This is a genomic window from Acidicapsa acidisoli, assembly GCF_025685625.1.
Classification (GTDB): Bacteria; Acidobacteriota; Terriglobia; order Terriglobales; family Acidobacteriaceae; genus Acidicapsa; species Acidicapsa acidisoli.
This window is the reverse complement of record NZ_JAGSYI010000001.1, coordinates 1,617,448-1,637,536: the sequence shown is the minus strand read 5'-3', so window position 1 is coordinate 1,637,536 and position 20,089 is coordinate 1,617,448. Positions and strand designations below refer to the sequence as shown.

15 protein-coding genes are annotated in these 20,089 nt (G+C 57.3%); 8 read left to right on the top strand and 7 right to left on the bottom strand.

What is annotated here, in order from left to right; genetic code table 11:
• The first annotated feature begins 60 nt into the window (after nt 1–60).
• Nucleotides 61–4,428: a PAS domain S-box protein gene (locus OHL23_RS06575; RefSeq protein ID WP_263350991.1), complete on the top strand. Its 4,368-nt coding sequence runs from the start codon at nt 61–63 to the stop codon at nt 4,426–4,428.
• A gap of 122 nt (nt 4,429–4,550) precedes the next feature.
• Here the strand turns inward: OHL23_RS06575 and mnmE are convergent, their stop codons facing one another.
• The gene (gene mnmE, locus OHL23_RS06570) at nt 4,551–5,957 is read right to left on the bottom strand and encodes a tRNA uridine-5-carboxymethylaminomethyl(34) synthesis GTPase MnmE (RefSeq protein ID WP_317891651.1); all 1,407 of its coding nucleotides are present in this window, start codon (nt 5,955–5,957) and stop codon (nt 4,551–4,553) included.
• A gap of 121 nt (nt 5,958–6,078) precedes the next feature.
• Here mnmE and OHL23_RS06565 point away from each other — a divergent pair, with 121 nt between their 5' ends.
• Together OHL23_RS06565 and OHL23_RS06560 are read left to right on the top strand one after the other, a co-directional pair.
• Nucleotides 6,079–6,828, top strand: a complete 750-nt coding sequence (locus OHL23_RS06565; protein WP_263350990.1) for a methyltransferase family protein — start codon at nt 6,079–6,081, stop codon at nt 6,826–6,828.
• Nucleotides 6,829–6,971: 143 nt separating this feature from the next.
• The gene (locus OHL23_RS06560) at nt 6,972–9,023 is read left to right on the top strand and encodes an EAL domain-containing protein (protein WP_263350989.1); all 2,052 of its coding nucleotides are present in this window, start codon (nt 6,972–6,974) and stop codon (nt 9,021–9,023) included.
• Nucleotides 9,024–9,094: 71 nt separating this feature from the next.
• Here the strand turns inward: OHL23_RS06560 and OHL23_RS06555 are convergent, their stop codons facing one another.
• A complete protein-coding gene (locus tag OHL23_RS06555) occupies nt 9,095–9,475 on the bottom strand; it encodes a hypothetical protein (protein ID WP_263350988.1) in 381 nt (126 codons plus the stop codon).
• Between the two features lie 169 nt (nt 9,476–9,644).
• Between OHL23_RS06555 and OHL23_RS06550 the strand changes: the two genes are divergently transcribed.
• A complete protein-coding gene (locus OHL23_RS06550; RefSeq protein ID WP_263350987.1) occupies nt 9,645–10,766 on the top strand; it encodes an oxidoreductase in 1,122 nt (373 codons plus the stop codon).
• On the opposite strand, the gene OHL23_RS06545 is transcribed toward OHL23_RS06550, so the two are convergent.
• From OHL23_RS06545 to ruvA, 4 genes are all read right to left on the bottom strand, one after another.
• A complete protein-coding gene (locus OHL23_RS06545; protein WP_263350986.1) occupies nt 10,714–11,145 on the bottom strand; it encodes a DUF4260 domain-containing protein in 432 nt (143 codons plus the stop codon). The genes OHL23_RS06550 and OHL23_RS06545 overlap by 53 nt on opposite strands.
• A gap of 97 nt (nt 11,146–11,242) precedes the next feature.
• Nucleotides 11,243–11,539, bottom strand: coding sequence for an HU family DNA-binding protein (locus tag OHL23_RS06540; protein WP_263350985.1), 297 nt, complete (start codon nt 11,537–11,539; stop codon nt 11,243–11,245).
• Between the two features lie 248 nt (nt 11,540–11,787).
• Nucleotides 11,788–12,597: a DUF2461 domain-containing protein gene (locus tag OHL23_RS06535; RefSeq protein ID WP_263350984.1), complete on the bottom strand. Its 810-nt coding sequence runs from the start codon at nt 12,595–12,597 to the stop codon at nt 11,788–11,790.
• 21 nt (nt 12,598–12,618) lie between these two features.
• Nucleotides 12,619–13,209 (bottom strand): Holliday junction branch migration protein RuvA, encoded by a 591-nt coding sequence (gene ruvA, locus OHL23_RS06530; RefSeq protein ID WP_263350983.1) that lies wholly within the window; start codon nt 13,207–13,209, stop codon nt 12,619–12,621.
• A 330-nt stretch (nt 13,210–13,539) separates the two neighbouring features.
• On the opposite strand from ruvA, the gene OHL23_RS06525 reads away from it, so the two are divergent.
• The 3 genes from OHL23_RS06525 (at nt 13,540) to OHL23_RS06515 (ending at nt 16,689) form a co-directional block, all read left to right on the top strand.
• Nucleotides 13,540–14,538: an Ig-like domain-containing protein gene (locus tag OHL23_RS06525; RefSeq protein ID WP_263350982.1), complete on the top strand. Its 999-nt coding sequence runs from the start codon at nt 13,540–13,542 to the stop codon at nt 14,536–14,538.
• 421 nt (nt 14,539–14,959) lie between these two features.
• A complete protein-coding gene (locus OHL23_RS06520) occupies nt 14,960–16,075 on the top strand; it encodes a hypothetical protein (RefSeq protein WP_263350981.1) in 1,116 nt (371 codons plus the stop codon).
• Nucleotides 16,076–16,152: 77 nt separating this feature from the next.
• On the top strand, nt 16,153–16,689 hold the full coding sequence (locus tag OHL23_RS06515) for a TlpA family protein disulfide reductase (protein WP_263350980.1): 537 nt from the start codon (nt 16,153–16,155) through the stop codon (nt 16,687–16,689).
• Here the strand turns inward: OHL23_RS06515 and OHL23_RS06510 are convergent.
• Nucleotides 16,686–18,629, bottom strand: a complete 1,944-nt coding sequence (locus tag OHL23_RS06510) for a CocE/NonD family hydrolase (protein WP_263350979.1) — start codon at nt 18,627–18,629, stop codon at nt 16,686–16,688. The two genes, OHL23_RS06515 and OHL23_RS06510, sit on opposite strands and share 4 nt — an antisense overlap.
• Nucleotides 18,630–18,845: 216 nt before the next feature.
• Between OHL23_RS06510 and OHL23_RS06505 the strand changes: the two genes are divergently transcribed.
• Complete coding sequence (locus OHL23_RS06505; RefSeq protein ID WP_263350978.1) at nt 18,846–20,003, top strand: YncE family protein; 1,158 nt, start codon at nt 18,846–18,848, stop codon at nt 20,001–20,003.
• The last annotated feature ends 86 nt before the right edge of the window (nt 20,004–20,089 follow it).

The following is a 20,089-nucleotide window of genomic DNA, read 5'->3' as shown; positions in this document are numbered from 1 at the left end:
TTTTCCTGTGCTATTGTTTGCTAACTGAGCGATCAATGAAGTTATTTTTTAACGAATACGATGCCTGGAATTTCGAAGCAAGTAACTAACAGACCGGCGATTGGTTACGCTATTGCGTTCGCAATCGTGATTGCATCCTTGTTGCTGCGATACGGTATGGTTCAGTACTTCCGCATGGAGTTACCCCTTTTTCTCACTTTCTACCCAGCAATCATGGTGATCGCCATGATTGCCGGATTCTGGCCCGGACTATTTGCCACAGTTTTATCCGCATTGGCGACGCGCTATCTGATATTGCCTGCGGTGGGACAGCCTGGAATCGCAAAGGCCTCGCAAGTCGTAACTCTTTCTTTCTTCACCGTCATGGGAATACTCATGAGTCTGATAGCCGAGAGCTATCGGCGAAGCCAGCGCTCTGTGGCGGCTTATAAGGAAGCACAAGCCCTCAGAAGCAGCGAAGACAAGCTGCGTCAGGTATCGGAATACAAGCAATTGGCGATCGATGCGGCTGGATTGGGAGCCTGGGAGTTCCGCCGTGGAACGCAAGAAATATCCGCCGATGATAACTGCCGGAGGATGTTCGGATTTCAAGCAGATGATCACATCACCTTTGACGAGGTGGTTGGGCGCATTCATCCGGACGACCGCGCGACAGTGGAATTTGGCTTCCGGCAGGCGATGGCCCGAATCGACGAAGGGGTATGGCACGAGGTTTTTCGCGTTGTCTGGCCGGATGGCTCGATTCACTGGCTGGCATCGGATGGCCGTGTGTACTTCATCGGAGAGGGCGAAGAACGCCGGTCTGATCGATTCATCGGCGTCAGCATGGACGTTACGGAACGAAAGCGTATCGAGAAATCCTTGCTTGCTAGCGAGGCCAGTTTAGCCACCGCCCAGGCGTTGGCCCATCTTGGCAGTTGGGAAGTTGACCTGGCGACACGGAAGGGAACGTGGTCCGCCGAAATGTGCCGCATCTACTACCGCAATCCCACCTCCGGCGCTCCAACCTTCGAGGATTTTCTCGAGATGGTTCACCAGGACGACCGGCGAACGATTGTGCACCAGATGGACAATATTGCTGACTCAGCCGAGGCGTTTGAATTTGAAAGCCGAACAAATCCAGCCCTCGGTCCCATGCGGTATCTCAGCAACACCATCTACGTGATACGCGACGCAACCGGGGTTCCAGTCCGGATGTCCGGTACATCTTTGGATGTCACACAGCGAACTATTGCAGCGGAATCTCTTAAGAGAACCACGGGACAACTCAGTGTCTTCATCGAACATGCTCCTGTGGCATTGGCGATGTTTGACTCCGCAATGCGCTACATTTGCGCCAGCCGCCGCTGGTTGGCCGACTATGGTTTGGAAGACAGGAACGTGGCCGGTCTGTCGCACTTCGAGCTTTTCCCGAAAGCTTCTGAGCAATGGGAAGAACCCCACCGTCGCGGAATGGCTGGTGAAGTGCTGCGCGTGGACTCTGAGTCGTTCCAACGATCTGACGGCTCATTGCAGCAAATTCGCTGGGAAATGCATCCATGGCGTCATACATCTGGCGAAGTGGGTGGGATTGTGGTTTTCACGGAAGATATCACTGAGCGCGAAAAGGCCGAAGCTGCATTGCGCGAAAGCGAATTGCATTATCGGCGTTTGTTTAACTCGATGGATGAAGGGTTTTGCGTCATTGAAGTTTTGTTCGATGCGCAGGACCGGGCGAACGACTACCGTTTCCTGGAGGTCAACGCATCGTTTGAACGACAGACCGGAGTGCATAACGCAGTTGGAAGACGGATGCGGGAGATTGCTCCATCCCACGAGGAGCATTGGTTTGAGATTTATGGAAAGATCGCACTAACCGGTGAGCCAGCGCATTTCGTCAATGAAGCCAAAGCGTTAAACCGTCACTATGAGGTTCGCGCTTATCGCGTGGGCGAGCCGGAGCAGCGACGGGTTGCGATTGTCTTTAACGACATCAGCGCACGAATCGGCGCAGAGGCTGCGTTGCGCGAGCAGAGTGATCTTATTGAACTGGCTCACGACACCATCATGGTCCGCAATACGGAAGGGATGATTCGCTTTTGGAATCGTGGCGCGGAAGAGATGTACGGGTACTCCAAGCAAGAGGCGCTGGGCAGAAGCTCGCACGATCTGCTCGGCACCGTCTTCCCCCAGCCACTCGCTGAGATCGAAGCGACCATGCTGCAAAAAGGGCGCTGGGAAGGTGAACTGCTGCATACTACCCGGGACGGCTCACAGATCGTGGTAGCCAGCCGCTGGGCCATGCAACGGCAAAAGGATGGACAGGCCGCTGGCGTGATGGAGATCGACATCGACATCACGGAACGCAAACGGGCGGAAGAGCACGTTCGAAGACTCAACCGTGTGTATACGGTCCTCAGCGACATTAATCAAACAATTGTTCGGGAGAAAGACTCACAGGCGATTCTGGAATCTGCCTGCCGCATCGCTGTGGAGAAGGGTGAGTTCCGGATGGCCTGGATCGGCATGGTCGATGCGACGGCACAGGAACTGCGGCCAATCGCATTCGCCGGCGTTGTGAATGGATATCTCGATCACGTCAAGATCGACCTGAACGATCCGGAAAGGGCCAATCGACCAGCCGCACAGTGCTTCTTTGAAGGAGAGCACGTCCTCTGCAATGACGTCGAACACGAGTTATTCCGGCCATGGAGAGCCGAGGCACTGAACAACGGTTATCGATCGATCGGAGCATTTCCGCTGCGATCTAGCGGCCAGGTCATTGGCACGTTCTGTCTTTATGCAGGCGAGTTGGGATTTTTCGATGACGACGAGAATAAGGTTCTGGACGAAATGGCGATGGATATATCTTTTGCCCTTGAAGTAAATCAAAATGAAAAAATCCGTCAAAAAGCAGAGAAGGATTTACGCTGGCGGACCGCGCTTTTTGAAGCGCAAGTGGACTCCTCTCTGGACGGCGTATTAGTCGTCGACGGCGCAGGTCACAAGATACTCCAAAACCGGCGCTTGAACGACCTGCTCAAACTGCCGGAAGATGTTTTTGAGAATTCGGACTTTTCCCAACAGATAGACTTTGTCACCTCGCGGATCAAGAACCCCGGTCAGTTTGCTGAGAAGGCCCGCTATCTCATGTCTCATCCTGAGGAAGTCAGCAGGGATGAGATTGAGTTTCTCGACGGCTCCATCCTGGAGCGATATTCGTCTCCCGTTCGGGACGCGGCAAACAATTACTATGGCCGGATCTGGACCTTCCGTGATATCACGGAGCGGCGGCAACTGGAAGATCAATTCCGCCAGGCTCAAAAGATGGAAGCGGTGGGCCAACTAACCGGAGGGATTGCCCATGACTTCAATAACCTGCTGACAGTTATTCTGGGCTGCTCCGAGGTGATCGGCGAGGAGGTTCAGCAGAATCCGCGTCTCAGCAAAATGGCGGGTATGATATCAACCGCAGCCCAACGCGGCGCGGATTTGACGCATCGGATGCTTGCGTTTGCTCGCCGGCAGACTCTACAGCCGAAGACGGTCGACATCAACAAGCTGCTTTTGGGTATGGAAGGTTTTCTGCGTCGTACGCTCAGCGCCGAGATTGACCTGCGCGTGATCCTGGGCCCGAATAACTGCGAAGCAAATGTTGATCCCACCCAATTGGAGAGCGCGTTGCTCAACCTTTGCCTAAATTCACGGGATGCCATGCCCTCGGGCGGAACTCTTACGATACGGGCAGATCACAAGATTCTGGACGCTGGCTACGCACAACATAACCGGGAAGTTACACCGGGGCACTATCTCCTCATTGAAGTATCTGACACAGGCAGCGGTATCAGCCAGGAGATTCTAAGCCGTGTCTTCGACCCATTCTTCACCACCAAGGAGATTGGAAAAGGCACTGGCCTGGGACTGAGCATGGTGTATGGCTTTGTCAAACAGTCTCGGGGCCATGTGAAGATTTATTCAGAGCCTGGGCTTGGCACTTCAGTAAAGATATACCTTCCGCGGTCCGTTCAGGAAAGCGAGATAGCGATGAGTCAACAGGAGCCTGCTCCTGGAGGCAGTGGCTCGGAAGTTATCCTGCTGGTGGAAGATGACGACAATGTGCGCGAGTTTGCGAAGTTGCAACTGGGTCTTCTAGGCTATCAAGTTATTGAGGCAGCTACCGGAAAAGACGCGCTGAATGCCGTTCGAGAAAACGGCAGCATCAAGCTCCTGTTTACGGATATGGTTATGCCGGGCGGAATGAATGGCCATGAACTGTCCCAAGAAGCGCGCCAGCTTAACCCGGCCTTAAAGGTTCTGTTCTGTTCTGGTTATGCAGAAGACGCCTTTATTCAAAGGGGAGTCTTGAGCGAAACGGTAGAGTTACTGAATAAGCCATATACGCGACTAGAACTAGCAAGTAAAATCCGTGGGGTGCTGAACCAAAACTGACTTCCTTCACGCACTTTGTTTACATAGCAATACGGAACGAGCAAATTTTATGCACGTGGCCTGCGCTGTTCGCTCCTCGCTTCGCCGGCAATACCGAATGCGAGAATCAGAAACAATTCCGGCTACTTTCCGATGCAGAAGGTGCTGAAGATCAGGTTCAGAATGTCGTCCGGAGTGGTCTGTCCTGTCAGCGAATCGAGCGCCCACAGTGTACGGTAGAGGTCCAGCAAGACCATCTCGTGGGGAATGCCCGAGGCGACGGCATTAGCTGCGTCGTCCAGTCCTTCGATGGCCTGTGTGATGGATTGGTGATGACGAAAGCTGGTCAGCATTCCTGGCTCGGCTGCGGCTCCGCCGGTGGCAAGTTTAAGGATGGCTTCACGCAGTTCGGAAATCCCCTGCCCTGTTACAGCCGAGGTCGCAAGGACCGGCAACTCTGTGCCGTCGAGCGAATCGTGTACGGCGGGGTTCGATACGCCGGAGACCAGGTCGCATTTGTTCAACGCGATAAGCGCCGCGCGGCCCTGCACGGACTCGATGAGGCGGCGCTCTTCGTCATGGAGCTTAGTGGCCGGTCCCATCTCAGACGCATCGATGACGATGAGCACAATCGCTGCATCGGCCAGTGCTTCGCGGCTGCGCACAATGCCCAGCCGCTCGGCTTCGTCGGCTGCCTCACGCAGACCGGCTGTATCGACCAGTTCGAGCGGAATGCCGCCCAGCGCGATGCGCTCGGTGACGGTGTCGCGCGTCGTACCGGGAATTGCGGTCACGATGGCGCGATCTCGCTCAACAAGAGCATTGAAGACGGAGCTTTTGCCAGCGTTTGGACGGCCAACAATTGCAAGCGTCAGGCCATCGTGAAAGATGCGTCCGTGAGCAAATGTCGCCTGGAGCGTCGTGAGCGGCGGGCGAATCGCGGCGATTCGGCGCGCAATTTCGGACTCCGGCGCTACGGCGAGGTCGTCCTCAGCGAAGTCGATTCCTGCCTCAAGCAATGCTATCAACTCCAGCAATTCGTGCTTCGCGGGCATGACGCGCGCGCTCAACGCGCCGCCCATCTGGCTGGCGGCGAGGCGCGCCTGAGTCAGTGTTTGCGCTTCGATCAGATCGCGCACTGCTTCAGCCTGCGTGAGGTCGATGCGTCCCGAGAGAAAGGCGCGATGGGTGAATTCACCAGGTTCGGCGAGGCGCGCTCCCAGGGCGAGGGCCTGGCGAAGGAGCAGATTGAGTACGATGGGCGAACCATGCGCCGCTATCTCGACGAGGTCTTCGGCTGTGTAGGAATTGGGCGCGGCGAACCACGTGACCAACGCTTCGTCGATTCTGGAACTATCTTCAGGGCGCTCGGGATCAAGGACGTCCGCGAGGCGGGCACGCGCGTGTTCCAGTGGACCACGAAGGCTCACGAGCTGCTCGGCAATCTGGAGGGCTTCGGAACCACTCAGTCGAACGATGCCGATGCCGCCGCGGCCGGCAGGAGTGGAAATGGCTGCAATGGTTTCGCTGGCTGAGACGTCGATGGACACTCTGTCATTGTAGGCAATGTGGCCCTCGCGGGTTGAGCTGGCGAATCGTGGAATTCGCTACGACGGATTGCCTGCATCGATTTCGTGTGGATCAGTTTAGTCTGGACGATGGGTGAGGAAGATGATGAAAGCCACTGCGCTGGAGTTCCGATTTCGGTTGATTTTCATGACGTTGGTGATCGTGCTTGGGTTCTGGGCGCCGTGGATCGAGTATCTGCACTGGGGTACACGAACCACAGCGTGGTTGTGGCTCGGATTTGAAATTAGCGGGTTGGGGATCTCTTCCGCAGTGGGCATTCGGTTGGCGACGGCGCTTACGATTCTGGTTGCGGCTGCGGCTGCCGCTGTGCGCGTGTGGGGAACGGCTCACCTGGGCACGGGAACTGTCAACAACACTGAGATGAAGGCCGGAGCGGTCATGGCCGATGGTCCGTACCGATATGTGCGCAATCCGCTCTATCTCGGAAGCTGGCTGATGGTGGCTGCTATCTCTGTGTTGATGTCACCGACCGGCGCGCTTGTGACGATGGTTCTGCTCACCATTTTCCTGCTGCGATTGATTCTGGGCGAAGAAGCTTTTCTCGACGCACAACTGGGCGAGTCATACGCCGCTTACTTCAAAGCTGTTCCCCGCCTGGTTCCCAGCCTGCGGCCTCGGGTGGTGGCGAGCGGGCAGAAGCCCCATTGGCGACGCGCGCTGCTTGGCGAGATAATGCCGCTGGGAGTCCTTGCCAGCTTTGCGACGTTGAGCTGGCAATACAACGCAGAGTTGCTGATCCGCGCTGTGCTGATCAGCTTTGGATTGTCGCTTGTGGTGCGGGCAGTGATTCTGCCCAGACCAGGATCGCCTCAGCCGGTTGCTGGGCGGTGAGACTGGGCTCGCCTGACGCTGAAAAGAACGATTGGAATGCTGTGCATCCGGCGATTTCGAGTGTTACAAGTGCATGACTTTGTCAATTACCGATGAGTGGAGGACGCTAAAAGTCTCTGGCAGGCGTAGTATGTCTAGTCAGCATGGCTTCCCCCACCGAAGTTGACCTCGCCGAAGCTTTAGAGCGCGATGAGATCGTGCCATATTTTCAGCCGATAGTGGAGCTGCACACGGGCAAACTCACTGGATTCGAAGTACTTTCCCGGTGGATTCACCCAATCTCGGGCATGATTCCGCCGGATAGGTTCATTCTGCTTGCCGAACAGACGGGCCTGATTGGATTGCTTACTGAAAGGCTGCTGCGCAAGGCATTTGCGGCTGCCTCTGACATTCCTGGTCCGTTATCCCTGTCTGTGAATATCTCTCCGGTACAGTTTCGCGATCGGGAGTTACCGCTGAAGATTGAGCAGGCCGCAAACATCGGCAGGTTTCCGTTGCATCGCCTGATTCTCGAAGTCACCGAGAGCGCTCTGGTCGATAACATGCAGCAGGCGCGCGAGATTTCCCAGGGACTGAAGGAGATAGGTGTCCGGCTTGCTCTCGATGACTTTGGCACGGGTTACTCCAGCCTTGGCCATTTGCAGGCTCTGCATTTTGACGAACTCAAGGTCGACGCGAGCTTTGTTCGCTCAATGGATCAGACGCGCGAGAGTCGAAAAATTGCGGCGGCCGTGGTTGGACTGGGCCACAGTCTTGGCCTGATCACCGTTGCTGAGGGCATCGAAACCGCAGCGCAGGCGGAGATGCTGCACTGGCTGGGTTGCGAACAAGGCCAGGGCTGGCTTTATGGCCGGCCCGTACCGCGGGAAAAGCTTGCTGCGGTCGTCTCGCGAGGGAATTTCTCTCCCGTTACGGAATCGCCTTCCGGGTCTACGAGCGAAACAATTACGGCCAGCCTGGAGGGCAGGCCTGCTCAGCAACTGGCGCAACTTCAGGCGATTTACGATGGAGCGCCGGTTGGACTCTGTTTCCTTGATACCAACATGCGATACGTGAGTATCAATAAACGCCTTGCGGAGATGAACGGAGCTCCCGTCGTCGATCATCTCGGACGGCGCGTTGTGGATGTGCATCCTGACATGTTCAAAATCGTCGAGCCGTTCATCCAACGGGCCTTGCGGGGAGAATCACTGAGCGGCATTGAAATAACTTCTCCGAAGCGCGGACCCGACCCCCGGCCCCGGACGCTCCTGCTTTCATACCAGCCAGCTCGCGACGAGGCCGATGAAGTAATCGGCGTTTCGGTTGGGGTCGTCGATATTACGGCCCGCAAGCTCGTCGAAGTGGCTCTGAAAGAAAGCGAGGATCACTACCGCCATTCCGTGGAACTCAATCCGCAGATTCCATGGACGATGGATGCCGACGGCATGAACACGGAAATCAGCCCGCGATGGAAGGAGGTGACCGGCCTTACGTTGGAGCAGTCCCAAGGGCTTGGCTGGCTGGAGGCGCTGCACCCGGATGACGTTACCCGTGTCGTCGACAGGATGGAAGTGATGCTCAAGACCGGCGAGTCTATCGACATGGAATACCGAATCTCCAAAGGAGATGGCGAGTGGCGGTGGATGCGAACACGTGGTTCTCCGCGGCGGAATGATTCTGGCAAGATCATCCGCTGGTACGGCAGCGTGGAAGACATTGACGACCGCAAGAAGACGGAACAGGCGCTTATCGAGAGCGAGGCGCTGCTAAAAGCCGTCTTTAGTGCGGTGCCGGTCGGGCTCATCATTGCGGAACCCAGCGGGCGCATTGTGATGAGCAATCCGCAGGCAGAGAGCCTCCTTCCTCCCAATGTGATCGTCGCCGACACAATCGACGACTATCGAAAAGCAGGAGCCCACACGACCGACGGGCGTCCGATGGAGGCCACAGAATATCCACTGGCGCGCGCCCTGATCAGCGGGGAACCGGTGGGGCCGGAGGAATTGCTCCTTCGCCGCGCCGACGGCTCGGATGGGTGGGTCAGCGCCACTGCCGCGCCGGTCCGCGGTCCGGACGGGGAGATCGTAGGCGGCGTGGTTGCGGTGCTCGACATTGACGGCCTCAGACGCGAGAAACTAGCGATACAGGACCGGATTGCAAAATTACAAAAGCGCATTGAGCAACTTGGAGTGCTGTCCAACTCAACGAACTAGAGGCCCCTGCCGTCATCCTGCTCCCAATCGCTAGACCGATGCCCTTACCGACACCCTGAAATGACCGGACCTCACGAGCGAGCCTCAAAGATTCCCGCGAAGGCATGGCGGTGATTCACGTAAAGGATGATCCAGAAGATGGTCACGAGCGCGCCGGGCAGGATACCGCTGGGAGCCATGAACCCGTGGAAGAGAAGAATATTTACGATCACAGGAGCGATCAGCGTGAGCGCGAGCGGCACAAACCGGTTCACGAGGAAGAGAATTCCCGCGATGAGCTGGATGGCAAAGACGACATGGACATAGTGCGTGGCCGCGAGCGCCAGGATGAACTGAAGCGCTGGCCCGGCGGGCAGCGGCTGCTGGGGAATGAAGTTCAGAAATCCGTTAAGTCCAAAGACAACAAACGTGAGACCGAGCAACACACGGGCAATCAGGGTCACAATCTTCATGTTGAGGCACTCCTATGTGAATGAGGCAAGCGACGGGAAATTGCGCTTCCATTACAGACATTTCACAGTACACCATCGATGCAAATTTTCACGGGGGATTTTTGAACGACACGGAGGAGGTGTGGAATTTGCTCTCCGGCTCGACGGTTACGATAGTCGTGAGGACGGAATGACTAAAAATAGAGACGCGATGCAAACTGGCGAAATTCGGGTTGGATTGATTGGATATGGCTTTGCAGGACGGTCATTTCATGGCCCGCTGCTTCGAACGGTACCTGGATTAAAAGTGACAGTTGTCGGATCAACGCGACGCGACGAAGTGATCAAGGATTTTCCTGAGGCTGCGGTCTGTTCCGCAGAAGAAACGACGACTCATCCCGATGTCGATCTGGTGGTCGTCGCCACGCCCAACGACAGCCATTTTCCGCTTGCGGCAGCGGCGCTGCGGGCGGGCAAAGATGTCGTGGTCGACAAGCCTTTCACCGTGACGCTTGCCGAAGCGCGGGAACTGACCCGGATTGCGCGCGAAAACAACCGCATCCTCTCGGTCTTCCAGAACCGGCGCTGGTACAGCGAAGTGCTGGCAACAAGGGCTGTCATTCAATCTGGCGCGCTGGGCGAGATTGTTCACTATGAATGCCACATGGATCGATTTCGCCCCAATGTGCGCCAGCGATGGCGTGAGGAGCCCGGAGTCGGCGCGGGGTTGTGGTTTGATCTGGGGCCGCATCTGATCGATCAGGCACTGCACCTTTTCGGGATGCCCAATTCGGTAAATGCCAACTTCGCGATTCAGCGGGAGGGCGGCCAGACCGACGACTGGGCTCATGTGCAACTCAATTACGACCGGCTCCGCGTGGTGATGCAAGCCTCGTTGCTGGTGGCATGGGGAAATGGCGTGAGCGGAGGGCCACGGTCTGCGCTGCATGGCACGCGCGCCAGTTGGGCCAAGTTCGGCGGAGACGTGCAGGAACCGCAGTTGATCGCCGGAATGCTGCCGGATGCGCCGGGTTTTGGCGTCGACGATGACCCGGGAATTCTCTACGACGGCGAGACTGGGGAAGAGACCGAAATTCCTGCGCCGGTTGGCGATCAGCGGCCCTATTATGCGGGTGTGCGGGACGCAATCCTGGAGAGACAGCCGGCTCCAATCTCGGGAGAGCATGGCGTCGCTGTGATGGCTATCTTGGAGGCATCGTTCGAGTCCGGACGTCTGGGGCAGGTGCTGCCCATTCCGCTTACTTCTGAGGAGCGTGCTGCCTGGGAGCTTGCAAACGTCGCGGCTCGGTGAGATGGGTGTGTCCAAAGGCTGTTGGGTATTTCAGGCCGTAACCCAGCAGCCGATCCACCCCAATGTGGTTGAACCAGATCAGGACAAAGGGCAGCGCAGCTCGTTGAAACGATAGCGCGGCGACCGCGAGGGTTATCGGCAGCAGGTAGGAGTGGATTGCATTGTAGCAATTGGCGCCCAGGCGCGGATCGACAAAATAGCCGACCATCGATAGATCTGGAACTAGCCAGAGCACCGCGAAGAGCCACCAGCTTGCGCCTGTGCGTGCGTACAGGACGACTGCCAGTGCTGCGACAGCAAGACCCTCCAGGCGCAGCCACCAGAGAACCGGCGGCGCGACGGCAGGCTTCTCGGCGGGTAGAGAGCTGGCTGAAGTCATGGTGGATTGGATGCAGGCAGGGATCGCTGCGCCACACGACTGCAAAGAAGGCGAACCTTGCGGCTCGCCTTCTCTTCGTTGCGGCGGTGGGCCTGCGTTACTTCTTGGCGGGCGCGATGACGTCCTTGGCAGCCTTGGCTACGCGGAACTTCACCACGGTCTTGGCCTTGATCTTGATGGCCGCGCCGGTTTGCGGGTTGCGGCCTACGCGTGCCTTGCGCTCGGCCTTGACGAGGCGACCGATGCCGGGGATGATGAATACCCCGTTCTTCTTGGTCTCCTTGACGGCCGTTTCCGCCAGGGTGTCGAGAAACGCTGCAACCTGCTTGTTGGTGAGTTCCAGCTTTTCAGCCAGAAGGCGGATGAGGGCTGTCTTGGTCAATCCTGTTGCCATTCTTTGTTTCCTCCGATGTCTGCCGCTTAGGGCATCCGTATTGTTGCCGTGGTAGCGCCGGTTTTGGTGTTGCCCGCCGAAGAAATGCGCCTAGACAGATTGGACAACGTGTGCGCAAATCTCCAGTGTTGACGCGGGTCCGGTGAAACCTGTCGATGGATACCTTGCGTCTTTTGGGGGCATAAAGTCAACCCGAAAAGCCATATTTCCACAAGATTTTCAGGGTTTTTGCCCGAAAAATTCGGTTTTTACCGGTTTTTGGCCGTTTTTGGGCCTTGCGGCAGACCAAAGAGCACCGGTTTGCGTGGCTTGCGAGTCTCTTCCAAAGCTGCCGCAATAGGCGTATTGAGAGCCGCCACCACGGGTGCCGCGAGCTTGAAATGCCGCACGACTTGAGCGGCAAGATTGGGCTCCAATGCGGCCTCGGCTGGCAGCGTGGCGGCCAGACCCCATTGGCGGCAGCGGATGAGATCGAGAGCAGGATGATCTGCGGGAAAGCCTTTGGGCGGGCGCGTGAGAGCGTTGCCTTCGAACTCGCGGAATGCCTTCCTGACGGCGGGCTTTTCGAGGAGCTTGCGAAACTCCGCATGATGATCGAGCAGCCAGTGGCGAATGGCGGCGAGTTGATCCTTCTCCGGCATGTAGGCCCCGGCGGCTATAATCACGTCCTTCGAAGAGATGTGGAAGTAATAGCCCGCGCCCGAAGTCTTGTCGAGCCCGGTGTGCGTCCACCAGGCGGCGATGTGCTCCTTGTAAGGGCGCTTGTCGTTGGAGAAGCGTGTGTCGCGGTAGATGCGGAAGAGGGATTTTTCCGCCGGGCGAACGTGCTCGGGGGCAAAGTCCAGCATGGCGTCCGTGACGTGGCGGATGATGGCCAGCATCGGCTCCTTCAACTCGGCCTCATAGACAGCCTTGTTGGCCTGGAACCATTCGCGGGCTTCGACAGGGTCGGTCTTGTTGACGCGAATGAGCGCACGGAGAAAGGCCATGCCTTCCTTGCGAAGGTGCGGGGCGGTTGCAGTTGATTTAGCCGGGCGGGGCTTTGCGGGACTTGGCATGACCTCGCAAGATTAGCAAAATCAGCGAATGATTTTCAGCGCGGCGCGGAACAAACCATCGAAATCGGCGGCTAACGCGGCTTCTTTTGCAACCGAAAGCTGGATTGCTTTTTCGGCAGCAGGGCGCTGATAGCCGAGGTTGGTCAGCGCAGAGAGCACGTCCTCGGCCGCGGCTCCCTGAACGGCGGCTGGGACGGGCGCGGTGGCGAAGTCGTCTAATTTGTCTTTCAACTCGAGCACGAGGCGCTCAGCCAGCTTCTTGCCGACGCCGGGAATGCGCGTGAGGCTTGCATGGTCCTGGGCACGGATGGCGGTAACGGCGCGTTCGGGCGAGAGTCCGCTGAGCAGGGTGACGGCCAGCTTGGGGCCGACGCCGGTGACGGTGATCAACCGCTCGAAGAGGCGTTTTTCGTCGCGCTCCAGAAAGCCGAAGAGCGCGATCTGATCTTCTCGAACCTGGGTGTGGATGTGCAGCGAAGCTTCCGCGCCAACTGCAGGCAACGCGGTGAAGGTGGGGACGGAGATGGTGACGTCGTAACCCACCCCGGCAGCTTCGACGATGGCCTGGCCGGGTTGTTTGTGGATCAGTTTGCCGCGTAGGTGAGCGATCATTGTCTTCCCTGGGTCTGCCTTGGGGTCTGCCCTCGTATCTGTCTGGTGCTCCGCAGTCTTGATATTAGCGTGACGCTCCGGGCGCACGACCGTTATCTGGTTGGAATTGGCTTACTTCGGAGCTGTGAATTCGTCTTTTCAATGCAGGTTGCTTCCGCATTGTCCCTCGCGGGTTTGCCCGGGACGGATCTTCATCCTCGGTTCGCTAGGGGTGGGGGCTGGAAGATACAATAGGGTTTCAAGCTACGGTTTGGTGCGGTTTTTCGGGGTTTCAAGTCGAAGCAAGACTTTCGGGACAGGGGTTGACAGCGGGTGACGAGATTGATGGGCATGCGCCGTTTGGCGCGAAAATGGATGGTTGTGGCGCTGGCCGCCGGTTTCGCGACTTTGCTGGCCACAACGGCGGGCTTGGCGCAGTCGGCGAGCTTTGCAACGCACACCACGCTGACGACCGGTTCGGTTGAAGTTGGCGGACGAACCGTGACAACCTACACGGCGAATGTCGTAGGGGATGACGACACGCCGGCGAAGGGCGTCGTCATGCTGACCGAGCAAGGCAAGAACCTGGCCGGCGCAGCGCTTGATTCTACAGGCCAGGCCAATATCCGGCTTGACGGATTGGCTGCCGGTAATCATCTTCTGACCGCCTCTTATAGCGGTGACACGGTGCATGCAGCATCGCAATCGGAGAGCGTGACAGTGAGTCCAGAGGTGAGCGCAGACACCTTTGCGCTGTCTATCGCACCGACCTCCGTGACCATCGCGGCGCCCGGCGACGCTGCTACCGTGGTGGCTACGATCACACCGGGGTCCGCATTCACGGGCTTTGTCAGCCTCTCGTGCGCAGGTCCGCCTGTGAGCACAGGCTCGGCGACGGATTCCGCGTTGCCTGTCGGCGTTACTTGCCTCTTTACGCCTGAGAACCTGCAGGTAACCTCCTCTGCGAAAACCTTCACTTCCTCTTTTTCGGTTCAAACGACGGCTCCGGCCGGACAACTCGCGCAGAATCGCAAAGGCCTGAACGCAGTTCGCGGACGCGATGCGGGAGCTCCGCTTGTCCTGGCAGTGCTCTTGCCTGGAGTCATCGGACTCGGCGTGCTTGGCCGCAAACGAAAGTTGTTTGGGAAGGTCGCCCTCGTGCTGATGGTGGGAGCAATCGGCGTGCTTGGGACTTCCGCTTGCAATGCACGTTACAAATACCTGAATCATCCGCCGACGCCCAACTACGGTACGCTTCCAGGAGCGTATACGCTCACGATCTGGGCGCAGACAAGCAACGGCGTCTCCGCTGCCGAGCAGTTCCTTACCATGCCTCTGACGGTGAACTGACGCAGCCAAAAGTTGATCGGAAAATGCGAAGGGCGCTAACTGGGTTGTTACAGTTTGCGCTCTTTTCTTTTGGAGATCGACGCATTCGTCCGAATTACCACTGACCCTTTTCACGCGGGACTTAGGCAGGAGCTTCAGGATCGAAAGCAAGATCGCAAGACACCTCAACCTTGTCGCGCCTCTCTCCATCGAAATATGCATAAATAACTCAATGCTTGGCTGGATGCGCTTCCGCAGCCCATCTCGCTAAGGTTATCTGCGAGTTACGACAGAGTAGGTCCACGATCTGAAATGACCAATAGGACGGCGTTTCTTCGCCCTATTCTGTCTATGCCTTCGTGCGCCCTGTCCGTGACCTGCAAGTAAATCCCCATTTGAGAGGTCGCCGAAAGTGCAGAATCTTTTATCCCGAACTTATGCCATGACACGCAGGCAAGAGCGAAACGTAGTTAGAACCGGAAGTACCGCAAGAAGGCTGACCGTGCTGTTTGCGGCGGCTGCTCTGCTGTCTTTGTCAGGAGGGCAGCTATGGGCGCAGGGCTGCATCCTCGCACGCTCACCGGAGCAGGGTGGGTTGCCAACCGGTGAAGGCGGTGTGCTGGAACCCGGACACTTTCAGATCACCGTGGGCGAGCGGCACCAATTTTCCTACCAGCACTATGTGGGCGATGTGTACCAGGAGTACCGCGCCCAGGATCATACGCAGGTCGAGAACCGGATCAACCTGCTCACGATGAATCTCACCTACCAATGGACACCGCGGATCAGCCTCGAGATCGATATGCCGTGGCTATTTGCGACACGCAAGAGCCAGAATTCGCCAATCAAGTACGCCGCATCGGGTTTGGGCGACACGATCCTGGGCGCGAATGTGTGGATTCGCAATCCTGAGCACGGGCCGCGCAACAATCTGTCGCTGGGTCTGGGCGTATTGATACCTTCCGGCAACGACGACGTGCAGAACACATACGACAGCAACACCTCCGGTGTTGGCGCTCCTGTCGAGGTCACGGCGCCGGTGGACTACTCGATCCAACCGGGAAACGGCGGCTGGGGGATGGTAATGCAATGGTCTGGATATGAGCGGTTGAACAAGTCGCTGACCTTTTACAGCGACGGCGACTACATTGCCACGCAGGGCGGCACGAATGGCGTACAGCGTGGCGCGACACTGAGCACGACGCAACCCTTGAACAACTATGTGGCTATCTCGGACCAGTATCTGTTGGAAGCGGGGGTTGAGGTTCCGATCAACAAAGTTAAGGGATTGAGCGCGACATTTGGGCCCCGTGATGAAGGCGTCCCCGCCTATAACCTCTTCCCGAACAGCAACGATGGATTTCGCAGACCAGGCTTTGCAGTCACGGCAGGTCCGGGAGGGCAATATGTGCACGGGCACAACATCCTGACTGCGGGAATATATAAAGCGGTGCATCGAGACCGGACTTCGAGCTATCCGGACTCTGTGTATCACACACATGGCGATGCAGCGTTTGCCCAGTACGTTTGGCTGGCAAGCTGGACGCATCGCTTCTAACTTCGATTCTGCAGAACAATGCCCTATCGGCAGGCCTGTGCCGATAGGGCTCTACTTATTCGCAAAGAGGAAGAATTATGAGCAGATATCTTCGTAGCCTGACTGTCGTGCTGGTCTGTTGCCTGATTCCGATGGCCCAGGCAAAGCGCGCGCCAAATCTGGAATTTAAGAGCCTGAGCGGGCAAACGCAAAAGATCGTAGACTTGCGCGGTTCCATTACTGTTATCAATTTCTGGGCAACATGGTGCGGGCCATGCGTGGAGGAATTGCCGCTGCTTTCTCAACTTAGCCAGGAGTATGCGGACAAGAAGGTTCGCTTTGTTGCGATTTCAGCGGATGAGTCTGCTGACAATCCCAAGACGCGGGCGAAGATTGACCTGTTTCTAAGCCATCAAAAATTGGCGATGGAGGTGTGGCTCGGCGCGGATCTGGACATGCTCGATCGACTGCAACTGGGCAACGTGCTGCCCGCTACCGTGATTCTGGATGAGCAGGGGGAAATCGTCGCCAGGGTGATGGGTGAGGCACACGAAGACGACGTGAAGGGGCCAGTGGATTGGCTGCTCAATGGCAGAACCGGCCCCGCTCCCACGCCCGTCACGAAGCGCTATTAAGGCCTGGGCAACACCAGCACTTCGACACCCGAGGCTGCATCTTTCTGGTGGAAAACCTGCTCCGTGGCCTTCACAAACTGATCGGGCTTTGCGTTTGGAATATCAGTAAATGTCTGGGGATTGCGATCGGTTAATGGGAACCAGCTCGACTGTACCTGAACCATGATGCGATGGCCGGCGCGGAAAGTATGGTAGAGGTCGGGCATGGTGAAATCGACCTCGGTCATTTTGCCGGGCGTGAGCGGCTCCGGCTTTTCCCAGCTATTGCGGAACTTGGCGCGCATCGGCTCGCCACGCAGCAGTTCCTGATAGCCGCCCATGTGCAGCGGAGGCGTATCGAGAACACGCTTGTTAGGCCGTCCGGATTCTTCGGGGTCGGGATAGTTTTCCGGATAAACATCGATGAGCTTCACGTCAAAATCGGAATCGGTGCCAGTGCTTGCGATCTTGAGTTTGGGGCTGATTGGACCGGCGATGGTCACGTCCTCAGTGAGGATGTCGGACTCGTAAACGAGCACGTCGGGCCGGTAGCTGGCAAAGCGCTGATCGTCGACCATGTAGCGCTGCGGTACGGTGTCCGTCGTGTATCCGACGAATGGCACAGGATGAGCCGGGTCGCTGACGTAGCTGTCCGAACTTGCCGCTTCCGTCGGGGGGTCAAAACCCAGCTTGCCGTTGGCGTGGAAATACAGCGTCTTTGGAGTTGCGGCCTTCGGTGGCCAGCTCTCAAAGTTGTGCCAGACATTGGCGCCGGTTTCGAAGACAACAGCCTTGGGCTGGGCTGCACCCTTGCCTTTGAGGTAGTGCTCGAAGAAAGGAAACTGCACACTAGCGCGGAAGTACTCGGCAGTTTTTGCATTGAAGTCGATGTCGCCGAGGCGGCTGCCATCGCTGCGCGCCCAGCCGCCGTGGACCCACGGGCCCTCCACAAGCGTCGTTGGTGTTTCGGGATTAAATTTACTGATGGCATTGAACGTTTTGTAGGGGCCGGAGAGATCTTCGGCGTCATACCAGCCGCCGACGACAAGCACGGCGCACTTTACGTTCTTCATGTGGCGAGAGAGGTCGCGTGCCTGCCAGTAGTCGTCGTAGGTGTCGTGCTTCATCTGGTCGTTGTAGAGCCAGTTCGAGTCCTTGAGATACTTCGCTTCCATATTGGCAAGGCTGCCGGCGTCGAGATAGAAGCGATACGAATCGGGAGTGCCGAAATCGAAGCCAGGCGTCGGGTGCGGTGTCTGCGGCTCGGTTTGCGGATAGAAGAAGACATAGAAGCCGAAGTTAGCTGAGAGCATGAAGGCTCCGCCGTGGTAGGAGTCGTCGCCCTTGAAAAGGTCAGTCATCGGCGCCTGAGGGCTGGCGGCGACGATAGCCGGGTGCGAATCGATGATGCTGGCCGAGGTGTAGAAGCCGGGGTAGGAGATGCCCCAGATGCCTACTTTGCCATTGTTGTTGTCGACATGCTTGAGCAGGAATTCGACGGTGTCGTAGGTGTCGCTGGAGTCATCCACGTCCTGCGGACCTTTCTTCTCATCGATGTGGGGGTGCATCTCGACGAAATCGCCCTCGCTCATCCAACGCCCACGCACGTCCTGGTAGACGAAGATATAGCCGCCCTTTTCGAACTCATCGGATGGACCGAGATGCGCGGGATACTGGTCTTCCCCGTAAGGACCAACGCTATACGGGGTGCGATCCATCATGAACGGGTACGGACCGGGATCGCCAGGAAATGCGCTTTGTTTGGGCACGTAGACGGCGGTGAAGAGCTTCTTGCCGTCGCGCATGGGGATCCGGTACTCGTACTTGGTGTAGTGCGACTTGACGAAGTTTTCCTGCGGCGCATCAGGCTGCTGGGCCGGGAGCCACGGCAACGCGGGAACAAGAAGCATGACGAGCAGGCTGAATCGAAATAACAGGGAAGTCTTGAATGCTTTCGGCATAGGTGAGCGGAATCTCCTGAGCCAACAGATTACGCTACGAGCACGACCGCTCCGCGTGCAGCATTACGAGACGCTGACAATGAAATGACAAAAGAAAGACAAGTTTCATCGCTGGCCAGAGATAGTGTTGGGGCGGCGGATTGCGCCTTTATCTGCGGTCTGGAACCTGGTTCGTTCCGCGCTGGACGAAGAATCGCACCGTCAGGAGAGAACGACATGCGAATTCTGGGAATTTTCACCTTTGATGGAAAGAATGTTCCGCTAGCCCGTCGTGCCGCGATGTCCCACTGGCAGAAGGCTCTCACTGTCTTCGTCGTAGTGACCGGCACAACTGGAATTGGCATTGCGCAGGACCATGATCGAGATCATGACCGGGATGATGCTTTTCTGCCCAGCCCAGTTAGAGTCGTTTCGACTGTGCCCGCCAACGGAGATGTGAATCCCTACGGTGTAGCCTTTGTGCCTCGCGATTTCCCGACTGGGTCAGGACCGTTACTGCACGGGGACATTCTCGTCTCTAACTTCAACAACAGCCTGAATCTGCAGGGCACCGGAACGACCATCGTGCGGGTTCCGAAGAGCGGACCGGCAACGCTGTTCTTCCAGGGCAGCGCCGGAATAGGCCTCTCCACGGCGCTGGGAACGCTGCGATCTGGCTTCGTTGTAGTCGGCAATGCTCCGTCCGTCGACGGCACTTCCGCGACGGCGGGACCAGGGTCGTTGCTCGTCATCAACAACCAGGGCAAGCTCATCCAGACAATTACAAGTGCGTGGATTCAAAGTCCCTGGGATATGGCTCTAGTGGACCGTGGCGACCGCGCCATCGCATTTGTCACGAACGCACTGACCGGGACGGTGAGCCGGCTGGACTTCAGCGTGAGTTCCGGTGGCTTGAAGCTATTGAAGGCAACGACAATTGCCTCCGGATACGTGCATCGGGGCGATCCGGTGACGTTTTTCGTTGCGCCTACAGGGCTGGTCTACGACGCGAGGCGTGACGTGCTTTATGTCGCTTCGACAGGCGACAACGCGGTCTATAAGGTATGGGACGCGGCCGACCGTAAGAGCGATGGTGGCATAGGTTCGATCGTTTATGAAGACAATGTTCATTTGCATGGGGCACTGGGATTGGCAGAAGCTCCCAATGGACATTTGCTGGTTACGAACAACGACGGCATCAATCCCGACCCGAATCAACCGAGCGAAATCGTCGAGTTTACCAAGGAAGGTGAGTTTGTAAAGGAGATTTCGGTCGATCCGGCTCAGGGTGGATCGTTCGGCCTGGCAGTACGCACGACAGAGGATCAGGCGTTCTTTGCCGCAGTGGACGACAATACATCGACGCTGATCGTCTGGACTTTGAATCTGGATTAACTGCATCTCGGCGCAACGTTTCACTTGCGCCAAATGGCAAAGGTCCTCACCGGGAACGGTGTCCTGATCGCGGTGGGGACCTTCGC